Annotated in this window: 1 protein-coding gene; it reads left to right on the top strand. The window is 62.2% G+C overall.

Annotation, left to right across the window (positions count from 1 at the left end; translation table 11 throughout):
• On the top strand, positions 1–1,441 hold a 1,441-nt coding region (locus AB4Z11_RS31655), incomplete at both ends, for an AAA family ATPase (protein ID WP_442030133.1).

The raw sequence follows: 1,441 nt of genomic DNA on the forward strand, positions 1-1,441 counted from the left end.
CAGCAAGTCGACTCGACCAAGACCTCCGAGGGCGTGGAAGAGGGCGCACCGAGCGAAGGTAGCCAGAAAGAATCGCCGCTGGACCAGTTCACCCAGAACCTGAACAAGTCCGCCGCCGAAGGCAAGATCGACCCGCTGATCGGCCGCGAAGACGAAGTGGATCGCGTGATCCAGGTCCTGTGCCGCCGCCGCAAAAACAACCCGCTGCTGGTGGGCGAAGCCGGCGTGGGCAAGACCGCCATCGCGGAAGGCCTGGCATGGCGCATCACCCAGGGCGATGTGCCGGAAGTGCTGTCGAATGCTGTCGTGTATTCGCTGGACATGGGCGCGCTGCTGGCCGGTACCAAATACCGCGGCGACTTCGAGCAGCGCCTGAAGGCAGTGCTGAAGCAGCTGAAAGATAATCCGAACGGCATCCTGTTCATCGACGAGATCCACACCATCATCGGCGCCGGTTCGGCGTCGGGCGGTACGCTGGACGCGTCCAACCTGCTGAAACCGGCCCTGGCCAACGGCCAGCTGAAGTGCATCGGCGCGACCACCTTCACGGAATTCCGTGGCGTGTTCGAGAAAGACCATGCGCTGAGCCGCCGCTTCCAGAAGGTCGACGTGAACGAGCCGACCGTGGAACAGACCGTGCAGATTCTGCGCGGCCTGAAGTCGCGTTTCGAAGAGCACCATGGCGTGAAGTATTCGTCGTCCGCCCTGTCCACCGCGGCAGAGCTGGCAGCGCGCTTCATCAATGACCGCCATCTGCCGGACAAGGCCATCGACGTGATCGACGAAGCTGGCGCCGCCCAGCGCATCCTGCCGAAGTCCAAGCAGAAGAAAACCATCGGCAAGACCGAGATCGAGGAAATCATCTCCAAGATCGCGCGTATTCCGCCGCAGACCGTCAACCAGGACGACCGCAGCAAGCTGCAGACCATCGACCGCGACCTGCGCAACGTGGTGTTCGGCCAGGACCCTGCGATCGAAGCGCTGGCATCGGCCATCAAGATGTCGCGTGCAGGCCTGGGCAAGCAGGACAAGCCAATCGGCTCCTTCCTGTTCTCCGGTCCGACCGGCGTCGRCAAGACCGAAGTGGCGAAGCAGCTGGCCTTCATCCTCGGCATCGAACTGATCCGCTTCGACATGTCCGAGTACATGGAACGCCACGCCGTAAGCCGCCTGATTGGCGCGCCGCCGGGCTATGTAGGCTTCGACCAGGGCGGTCTGCTGACCGAGGCGATCACCAAGAAGCCGCACTCCGTGCTGCTGCTGGACGAGATCGAAAAAGCGCATCCGGATATCTTCAATATCCTGCTGCAGGTGATGGACCATGGCACGCTGACCGACAACAACGGCCGCAAGGCTGACTTCCGCAACGTGATCATCATCATGACCACCAACGCGGGTGCGGAAAGCCTGCAGAAGCGTTCGATCGGCTTCACCGACAGCA

Origin of the sequence: Pseudoduganella sp. RAF53_2 (assembly GCF_052113985.1) — a bacterium.
Taxonomy (GTDB): Bacteria; Pseudomonadota; Gammaproteobacteria; order Burkholderiales; family Burkholderiaceae_D; genus Rugamonas.